The sequence below is a fragment of the Streptomyces sp. D2-8 genome (assembly GCF_023184515.1).
Lineage (GTDB): Bacteria > Actinomycetota > Actinomycetes > Streptomycetales > Streptomycetaceae > Streptomyces.
This window is the reverse complement of the sequence record NZ_JAAHBP010000039.1, coordinates 20,956-29,066: the sequence shown is the minus strand read 5'-3', so window position 1 is coordinate 29,066 and position 8,111 is coordinate 20,956. Positions and strand designations below refer to the sequence as shown.

Below are 8,111 nucleotides of genomic sequence, written 5' to 3'. Positions count from 1 at the left end.
TCCGGCTACCGTCGGCTCAGCCCCCGCTACGAACGAAATCCCCGCAACTACCTGGCCTTTCTCGGTCTCGCCGCCGCCCTGTGCTGCTACAAGCGACTCCTCCGCCTCACCACATAGGACACCGTCTTAGAGGCGTCCACGTCGAACGACAGGCGTGTTAGAGGCCTCCGCGTCGAATCGGCGCCGCGTGACCAGACACGCAGGGCCTCTGATCGCACCTCGGAGTGATTGCGGGCCTGGCTGGTTTCGTAAGCGAGAGTGGGCAACGTTTGTCGAAGGTTTCGGGCAGCACTCAGCGGTCAAGTCGCTCGTGAATGTTGATGAGAACTGGGAGCACTCAGCCGGCTCGGGCCCTGGAAGAGCTCGGTGCTGCGGCTCGCCAGGATCTATGTGAGGAAAGAATCCGGGGTATCGATCTCGGGCTCGCGGGCGCTGTGTACGAGCCAGCTGGCCGAGGCGAGTGAAACGATCCAGAGAAGGATGAGCAGTGTGGTGTCCAGCCACGGAACATAGGAGAGGTGACCACACTGCTCAGATGCCACGATCCCCCCCTGGATGACTGTGGTGCATCGTTCGGGTGAGAACGTCAGAAAGATCGGCACGGCCAGTCCTCCAGGGATGAGGACGGTGCCGACGACTTTGTCCCGCAGCCGCCAATGGTCTGAGGTCCACAGGAGAAGCACTCCGACCAGCCAGCCGACCACGAAGAGGAAGGCCCCGAGCTGGACAAGCAAGACTGTTGCCAGGTTTGTCCAGCCCTGCCGCTGTCGTGAAGAAGCCGGTAACTGCATCTGGGTCACGAGTTACTCCCCGTCCTGGGCTCGGGTTGCTCGGGTCTGGGCAAGGCGGTAGGACTCGGTGCCAGTCTCGATGATGTTCCCGCCGAAGGTAAGCCTGTCGACGATGGCCGCGCAGAGTCGCGGATCAGTGAACGTCCTGGTCCACCCGCCGAACGATTCGTTGGAGGCGATGGCGACGCTGTTCTTCTCCTCGCGCTCGGTCAGCACCTGGAACACCAGCTCAGCGCCCCTGCGGTCCAGCTCCATGTAGCCCAGCTCGTCGATGCAGAGAAGATCGACGCGCCCGTAACGGGCGATGGTTTTGGTCAGGATCTTCTCGTCCGCGGCCTCAACCAGCTCGTTGACCAGCTTGGTGGCGAGTGTGTAGCGGACCCGGAAGCCGGCCATGGCGGCCTCGGTGCCGAGCGCGATCAGCAGATGGGACTTGCCCGTGCCGGAGTCGCCGATCAGGCAGAGCGGCAGGCCCTTCTTGACCCATTCGCAGGTCGCCAGGGTGTGGATGACCGCAGCGTCGAGGTTCCCGTTGGCCTCGAAGTCAAAGGTCCGCAGCGACTTCTCCCGCGGGAACTGCGCCGCCTTGATGCGCCGTTCGGAGCGACGGCGAGCCCGGTCGTCGCACTCGGCCATCAACAGTTCGGCGAGGAAGCCGCGATAGGACATCTGGTCGCGGGCGGCGGCTTCGGCCAGGTCGGGGAACTGAGCCCGGATGGTCGGCAGCCGGAGCATGCGGCATGCCTGGTCGACGGCGGCGTCGGCGGCCTGTTCGGTCAGCCCGCGGTGGCGTTTGAGGGTCACGGCATCTCTCCCTGGATGGCGGGGCGATCGGCCGGCTGCCGTGCTCGCAGCAGCTGGTCGTAGGCCGCGACCGAGGGCGGCGGCCGGGTGTCGGGCGGCAGCTGGGCCAGCCGCCGTTCGGTCAGCGAGGTCACGTTCGTCCGGTCCGGCTTGGTCGGGACAGAATCCGCGACCTCGTCGGCTTCGGCCGCTTTCCGTGCCTCCAGGGCGACGGTGTCCGCCGTCAGGGCGCCGGCCCTGAGCGCGGAGACAAGCCCGGCGACCAGGTGTTCGTGGGAAACGTGGCGGCCCATCAGCAGGACCTCGATCAGGGCCCGGGTGCCGTCCCGCTCGCCGTGGGCAGCTTTCGCCGCCTGCCACCACGCGTCATGGACGGGCGTGAACTTCCCTGCGGAACGGGCCTGTTCGAGGGCGGTGGCCCCGGGAAACGCTCCGGGCTTGCGGACCAGGGCTTCCAGGTAGTGGTCCAGATCCAGCCTGGCCTGCCCCTTGGCGATCAGCCGTTCGTGACGGGCGACCTCCAGCTGACCGTCGTATACCACCAGCTCAGAGGCGTGCAACATGGCCCGAACGGTCCGCCCTATCAGCCGCACCGGCACCGAGTATCGATTGGTGCGGACGCTGATCTGACTGAAGCGGTCCACCCGCAGGCTGAACAGCCGCCCGGTCTCGAAGGGTTCGTCCGGTAACGGTTGCAGCAGCGGCCGTTCGACGGCGAAGTACTCGCTCACCGGCCGTGGCCGGGAGCCGATCCGGCGCCGTTCGTCCTCCTCATCCCACTGCTCGATCACCGCGTTGAGCTCGGCGAGGGAGTCGACCTCAGTAGGTGTTTTTGATCCCTGGCCGTGAGGTGCGTGCGCCTGGATGATCTGGGGTGTGGGGGCTGGCGGGACGGCTCGGCGGTACTGCCGAGAGTGCGGTGATCCGCTGCCGCAGACGATGGCGGCAGAGGCAGTGTTCTGCTCGGGTCGGTGCAGGTCACGGCGGTGGCGGAGGCTTAGGCGGACCCGGCAGCGGGTGGCTGCGATGCAGCGCGGAGAGCATGCGGAGTGCCCGGTCTGCGGACGGTCGTGGACGGTGGGGGTGGAACGGTCGAGGGCTGCGGTGTACTGCTCGGACCGCTGCCGGGTGCGGGCCTGCCGTCAGCGGCGGGCGTCGCGGAACGGCATTACGGAAACGCCATAGCCGAACGCCTCGCGAGCACCTCGAACACCCCTTGTTTTGCCAACAAGTTGGGACCGAGTCCCGAGCGCTTCGAGCGCCCCCGATTCATGCCCTGCCCCGGCGTGTCGCGCGCGCGTCACGGTGGACAGTGACCGGGGCCGGCGCCCCTTTGACCGGTCACGTCGTGGTGGCCGGGCCGGACCCGGGCGAGGGCGGTGGTCATCATGACCGACGTGGCCGACCGGATCGGGAACGTCACCCGGCAGCGTTACGAACAGCTCGTCACCCAGGCCAAGGAACTGATCGCGCAGATCGCCCGCTCGCAGTTCGCCCTGGGTGACATGGCGTTGGAGATCGAGCCGATGCGGTCGGTGGGCGGGTCGATGCCGAACGGCACGGACGACCTGCTCACCGTCACGGAGTCGTTGCAGCTGTTCGCGGACGACATCGGCGTCGAACGCCGGACGGTGGAGGACTGGCGATACACCGCCAACCGCTGGCCGGAAAAGCGCCGCAAGCAGGGCGTGTCGTTCACCGTTCACCGCATCCTCGCCTCGGTCGTGGACGAGGACGAGCGGTGGGCGGCGATCGAGGACGCTCCGTTCAACCCGCGCACCGGGGCGAGGCAGTGGACGCCGGACGGCGCGAAGCGGGTCGTCGGCCAGCGCGTCGACCGGCCGGTCACGGTGGATGAGAAGGTCCAGGCCGTGGCCGACCTGACCCGCGACGACGAGGTTGCCGCCCAGGTCGCCACCGACCTGCTGAAGCGGCCGGCGGTCACCGAGCACGTCACCCCGGCCGAAAAGGTCCGGGTCGTCGCCGAGCTGACCAGGGACGACACCGTCGCGCAGGAGGTCACTACCGGTCTGCTGCGCCGCCCGGCCGTCGCCCGGAAGACGATGCGGGACGACACCACCCGGATGCTCGTCAACCGCGCCCAGTTCGACAACTCCAACGAGACCCGTGACCGGATCCGGGAACGCACGCCAGCCGTCCGCGCGATCGAGCACACCATCGAATACCTCGACCTGGTTGGCTCCTGCCACGGCTTCGTGGCCACCCTCGGCCGCCTGGTCCCGCAGCTGCGTGGGCAGGAGTTCACCGAGGACGAACGCGAGACCGTGCGTCGGCAGATCGGCCGGGTCCGCGCGGCGGCGGACTGGCTCGAAGGAGCCCTCGAAAACGGCGAGTTCACCCTGGACGAGCAGCTGGTCCAGCTGCTCAAAGGCGAGGAGTAGCCATGCCGCGACGCCGGGAGGCCCGGGCCGCTGGCCGAGCACTACGGCGACCTGGTCCGCGTCGCCCTGATGGAAGCACGCCCCGCCGGCCTGCACACTTACCAGCTCATGGCCGCCACCCGCCTGACCCGCTCGCAGATCGGCCGCGGCATCCGGCACGTCCGCGACGTCGTCGCCGCGGAGAACCTGACGCCGATCACCTGGACCCGCCGCGACGGGTTCATGTTCTCCGACGACCCCGCGGACTGGATCGAGTACGACAAGCGGCAGTTCCGGCAGATCCTCGGACGGCTCACCCGGGTGATCACGGGCACGCTCGATCCGCACCTGGCCCGCTACCCCGACGACGAATGGGCCCAGCTCGCCACCGCCCAGCTCACCGGCGTCCGCGCCACCCTCGCCCAACTCTCCAAATAGCCCCCGCCGCCGATCACCCTGCCGAGCCCGCCATGCCCGCTGCTGTTCGTCGCCGCCGCTACCCGTCCGACACCTCCGTCGCCGAATGGGCACTGCTCGAACCTCTGCTGCCCATCCCGGCCTGCCAGACCAAGACCGGCGGACATCCGGAGAAGTGGCCGCGGCGGGAGATCGTTGACGGCATCCGCTACATCGTTGACAACGGTGCGAAGTGGCGGGCTCTGCCTGCAGATTTTCCACCCTGGGAGACGGTTTACGGGTTCTTCTGGCGGTGGAACCGGGCCGGGGTCGTCACCTACATCCGTGACCAGCTCCGCCGCAGGATCCGTACCGGCAAGGGCCGCTGCCCGCATCCGGTGACGCTGATCGTCGACTCCCAGTCGGTCAAGGGAGCCTCCACCGTCGGCAGGAACAGCCGGGGCTACGACGCCGCGAAGAAAATCAATGGCCGCAAACGACATATCACCGTGGACACACTTGGCCTGCCCGTGATGATCACGGTGACGCCCGCCGACATCCAGGACCGCGACGCCGCCCGCGACGTGTTCTGGCGCCTGCGCCTCACTCAGCCGCAGATCACCCAGGTCTGGGCCGACCGCGGCTACGCCGGCGAACTCGTGGACTGGGCCCGCGACCGCCTCTGGCTCACCCTGCGCATCGTCTCCCGGCCCAAAGGCGTCAAGGGCTTCGTCGTCCTGCCCCGCCGCTGGAAAGTCGAGCGCACCATCGGCTGGTGCATGAACGCCCGCCGCAACGCACGCGACTACGAACGCCTGCCCCAGCACTCCGAAGCCCACCTGAACTGGGCACTCATCACCATGATGACCCGGCGCCTCACCCGCAAGAGCCCCCGAACGAGCCAGTGGGCGAAGAAGCCACGTTGACCTGCGAGAACCGCAGGCATCCGTGCTTCACGGTGAGGTCGGCGAACAGCCTAGTGCACCGCCTGCTCGAGTCCACCGGCACGGAGGGCATCCTCGATCTCGCCGAGCTTCGCTGACGACAAGACTCCCACCTGCTCGGTCAGATCTTCCTTGGCCAGCGTGACCAGCCAAGTGCACGGGACAAGACCGGGACGTGGCAGCGCCACTCGAAGGACGCCCTCGAGAGGCAGCCCCTCGGGCGCCCCCACTGCCACCTCGACGGCCACACCGCTGATCTCGGTCCCCGCAGGAGCGACGACCTGCATCGCTCGGAACCCGGACGCTTCGTCTCCTGACAGCAGTACTACCGGCCGTCGCTCGTCAAAGTCCGCCAACCAGACCTCGCCGCGCTGCATGTGCCCTCCCGACGCAGGATCGCGGGGGAACCTTGCACGCCCCGGACCGAACACCTCATTGTCGGCCGTAATCCAACCAGTGCATCGGTCGCAGCGGCCAGCGAACCCGGTGAACCTTCGCGGGCACAGCATTAGGTCGGTGCTCGGCGGAGAGATCATCATGTGGGTATGTCTGAGAACCGATCCACTGTGGCACCGACTGTGGTGCGGCTCGCCCAGTACACGAATGCGGACCAGGAGGAGATCCTTGGCAACAGCGATGATCCCTTCGGTGTCGCCTGGACCGGTCTGGCCTGGCTGCCGAAAGAAGAGCACTTCGGCATCCGGCACGACGGCCGCCTCGTGGCACACGCTGGCCTGCTGCGACTGCCTGTTGCGATCGGCGGCGCCGAGACAGAGGTGGTGGGCGTCGGAGGGGTGGCCGTCTCACCTGGCATGCAAGGTCAGGGCCTCGCTCGTCTCGTCGTCACAGCTGCCCTGGAGCACGCCCGAACGATGGGTCCTCAACACGCACTCCTCTTCTGCCGGCCTCCCCTCGTGTCGCTCTACCAGCGCCTCGGATGGCACCCGCTCGATGAGGACGTACTTGTCGAACAACCCGAAGGCCGCCTGGTGACCATGCCGCTGCGGACCATGGTGACGCCCCTACGCGACGACGCCCGGTGGCCCTCAGGGCCAGTACGGCTGTTCTCACTCCCCATGTGACGGGCCCCTTCAGACAAGAGCCGTGCAGCGCGGCGACGCAGGGTTGACCCATCTCGCACGGTGTCAGTTCTCACCAACATTTTCCGGCTCTGCGATCGACAAGCGCTGCCCAAACTCGATTACGAAGCCAACCGGGCACACTCCGGCATCCGGACCGCCGGGAACAGTTCGGCCTCGTCAGCTCGAAGAAGAAAAACACCTACTGACGGCCAAGTACGAGGAACGGCAGGGACACGCGCCGGGGGAGCGGGCCGCCTACGCGCTGGCTTGCCAGGCCGCCGACCAGACGCGCCCGCCCAAGCGCACGGAGCTGTTGTCGCTGACCGAGCTACGCGAGCGATGGCGGGACTCCGCGATCCGGGCGTTCGGCGCCTGCACCGTCTACCGGCTCGCCGAGCGGGTGCGGGCGGCGGCTGCGGCGGTGTGGGCGCGGGTGCGGCCGGTGGTCGACATCGCGCTGGCGGCCGTCGACGTCGTCGCCGTGGTGTACGTGATGCGCGGCGCCTTCGCGCGCCACCACCTGCTCGCCGAAGCCCGCCGCCACATCTCCTACGTCCTGCGCGGCCGGCCCCACGAGCCGGGCCTGGACGAACGAATCGTGCAGACGGTCGTCGACGACTACACCCGCCCCGTCGGGCGCGGCCGGAGGATGACCGCCGATCTGCGCGCCCTGTACCCGCGCGACACCGAGGACCAGGCCGTGCTGCGCCCGCTGACCCGCAAGCGGACCGCCCCGCCGTACGAGCGAGCCCGCCTCGCCGCCGACGCCCTGGCCGCCCGGGTCCACGCGTTGCGCCGTACGGAGCGACTGGGCTCCCGCCCCCGCCCGTACGCCGTCGCCGTGCCCGCCGCCTCGAGGTCGCACCCGCGGCCGTTCCGCACCGGCCCGAAGGACGGCTGCCTCCTGGAGCCGGAGACCGGCGTCGACACGGTGGAACAGACGCGCCAGACCTTGGAAGCCGCCGCTGCGCAGGTGGCCGCCACGCTCCAGGACAGCCGGCGGGCGCGCGAAGTCGCCCACGGCCCCCGCCCGCAGCCCACCCCGGCGACGGCCCCGCCGCAGCACACCCAGCAACCCGGCACCCAGCACACGCCGGGCCGAACCACAGGAGGAGTCGCATGAGTACCCCGGAAGAACGCCCCAACCCCGACGACGCACTCGCCCGCGCCCGTGCCGCCCGCGAGCAGATGGCCGCCGCGCTCACCGAGGACCAGGAGCCCGACCCCGACGAGCCCCTGGGATGGCAGCCGATCTGGAAGCGCCCCCGGACGCCGAAGTCCAAGGCCGCGAAGAAGGCAGAACTGCGCAAGCAGCGCAAGCGACTCCAGGAAGCCGGGAAGCGCCGTCTCGCCGCCTCGCAGTCGCGCCGGCCCCGCTCCCGGCAGAACCGGATCGGCAACGCTGCCGCGCGCCGGGATGCCCGCGCCCTGTCCCGGGTGCGGCACTCCACCGCCTGGCTGTGGTGACGATGCCGGGCATCGTCCACTGATGAGTGGAGTCCACCCGATGTCGCGCATCGCCACCGGATGCAGAACACCGAGTGGGCTCCACTCGGTGGACTCCACCGATGGATTCCACTGAGTGGACTCCACTCCGGTGCGCCGGATGACGATGGACGCCACCGTGGTGCGCTCCGCGATGGTGCGCCACCGCTCCCGGTGCGCCGCACCACCCCGACGATGCCCGGCACTCTCGCGCGCTGGTGCGCGCAC

General features: G+C 68.9%; 9 protein-coding genes and 2 pseudogenes. 7 read left to right on the top strand and 4 right to left on the bottom strand.

Going from position 1 to position 8,111, the window contains the following annotated elements; translation table 11 throughout:
* Nucleotides 1–117 (top strand): annotated as a pseudogene (locus G3I77_RS39535) (IS5/IS1182 family transposase); the annotation flags it as partial.
* Nucleotides 118–386: 269 nt separating this feature from the next.
* Here the strand turns inward: G3I77_RS39535 and G3I77_RS39530 are convergent.
* From G3I77_RS39530 to G3I77_RS39520, 3 genes are read right to left on the bottom strand one after another with little or no spacing between them, the layout of a single operon-like run.
* Nucleotides 387–800, bottom strand: a complete 414-nt coding sequence (locus tag G3I77_RS39530; protein WP_248512061.1) for a hypothetical protein — start codon at nt 798–800, stop codon at nt 387–389.
* 3 nt (nt 801–803) lie between these two features.
* Nucleotides 804–1,595 carry an IS21-like element helper ATPase IstB gene (istB, locus tag G3I77_RS39525; RefSeq protein ID WP_248512059.1) on the bottom strand — a complete coding sequence of 264 codons (792 nt, stop codon included), beginning with the start codon at nt 1,593–1,595 and terminating at the stop codon, nt 804–806.
* Nucleotides 1,592–2,386 (bottom strand): hypothetical protein, encoded by a 795-nt coding sequence (locus G3I77_RS39520; RefSeq protein WP_248512057.1) that lies wholly within the window; start codon nt 2,384–2,386, stop codon nt 1,592–1,594. Before G3I77_RS39520 ends, istB begins: the two co-directional genes overlap by 4 nt.
* A 597-nt stretch (nt 2,387–2,983) precedes the next feature.
* On the opposite strand from G3I77_RS39520, the gene G3I77_RS39515 reads away from it, so the two are divergent.
* The 3 genes from G3I77_RS39515 (at nt 2,984) to G3I77_RS39505 (ending at nt 5,298) form a co-directional block, all read left to right on the top strand.
* Nucleotides 2,984–3,997 carry a DUF6192 family protein gene (locus tag G3I77_RS39515; RefSeq protein WP_248512055.1) on the top strand — a complete coding sequence of 338 codons (1,014 nt, stop codon included), beginning with the start codon at nt 2,984–2,986 and terminating at the stop codon, nt 3,995–3,997.
* Between the two features lie 69 nt (nt 3,998–4,066).
* Nucleotides 4,067–4,414: a hypothetical protein gene (locus G3I77_RS39510; protein ID WP_248512053.1), complete on the top strand. Its 348-nt coding sequence runs from the start codon at nt 4,067–4,069 to the stop codon at nt 4,412–4,414.
* 32 nt (nt 4,415–4,446) lie between these two features.
* Nucleotides 4,447–5,298, top strand: coding sequence for an IS5 family transposase (locus G3I77_RS39505; protein ID WP_248512051.1), 852 nt, complete (start codon nt 4,447–4,449; stop codon nt 5,296–5,298).
* A gap of 50 nt (nt 5,299–5,348) precedes the next feature.
* Here the strand turns inward: G3I77_RS39505 and G3I77_RS39500 are convergent, their stop codons facing one another.
* The gene (locus G3I77_RS39500; RefSeq protein WP_248512049.1) at nt 5,349–5,693 is read right to left on the bottom strand and encodes a type II toxin-antitoxin system PemK/MazF family toxin; all 345 of its coding nucleotides are present in this window, start codon (nt 5,691–5,693) and stop codon (nt 5,349–5,351) included.
* A gap of 168 nt (nt 5,694–5,861) precedes the next feature.
* Between G3I77_RS39500 and G3I77_RS39495 the strand changes: the two genes are divergently transcribed.
* The 3 genes and pseudogenes from G3I77_RS39495 (at nt 5,862) to G3I77_RS39485 (ending at nt 7,865) form a co-directional block, all read left to right on the top strand.
* Nucleotides 5,862–6,398 carry a GNAT family N-acetyltransferase gene (locus tag G3I77_RS39495; RefSeq protein WP_248512048.1) on the top strand — a complete coding sequence of 179 codons (537 nt, stop codon included), beginning with the start codon at nt 5,862–5,864 and terminating at the stop codon, nt 6,396–6,398.
* Nucleotides 6,399–6,597: 199 nt separating this feature from the next.
* Nucleotides 6,598–7,521: pseudogene (locus G3I77_RS39490) on the top strand (conjugal transfer protein TraA); the annotation flags it as partial.
* Complete coding sequence (locus G3I77_RS39485) at nt 7,518–7,865, top strand: hypothetical protein (protein WP_248512047.1); 348 nt, start codon at nt 7,518–7,520, stop codon at nt 7,863–7,865. The pseudogene G3I77_RS39490 and the gene G3I77_RS39485, both read left to right, overlap by 4 nt.
* The last annotated feature ends 246 nt before the right edge of the window (nt 7,866–8,111 follow it).